General features: G+C 63.9%; 1 pseudogene. It reads right to left on the bottom strand.

The window, feature by feature from the left end:
• Window positions 1–440, bottom strand: a pseudogene (locus PA598K_RS36200) (hypothetical protein); the annotation flags it as partial.

Genomic DNA, 440 nt, shown 5'->3' with positions numbered 1-440 from the left:
CCCAGCCGATATAGCCGCCCGTGTAGAGCTTCTGCTCCCCGGTCACATGCAGATCGGCATTGCTCTCTACATTGTTGCTCGGGTCGCCGCTGGTCCGCGCATAGGCGCGGTTGCCGGCGATGCCGCCGGTGTAGACGCCGGTGCCGCCATGGACGGTAATCTCGCCGTTGTTGGCATAGGCTTGCGCCGCGTCGCTGTTCAGCAACAGACGCTGACCGCCATAGCCGACGATACCGCCGGTAAAGGCTTCGTCAGGCTCGCCGGTAACCACCAGAGCCGCCGAGTTGCCGGCAGCGGCTTCGAAGGCCAACTCGCCGGTAATATGGCCGATCAGGCCGCCCGTGTACACTTGCTCGGTACCGGATACGGTGACCGTCATCGTATTCGTATGCGCATTGTGCCAGGTCAGATCGCTGGCGACGTAGCCTGCGATGCCGCCG

Source organism: Paenibacillus sp. 598K (genome assembly GCF_003851045.1).
In the GTDB taxonomy this organism is placed as follows: Bacteria; Bacillota; Bacilli; order Paenibacillales; family Paenibacillaceae; genus Paenibacillus_D.
This window is presented reverse-complemented; position numbering and strand designations above follow the sequence as displayed.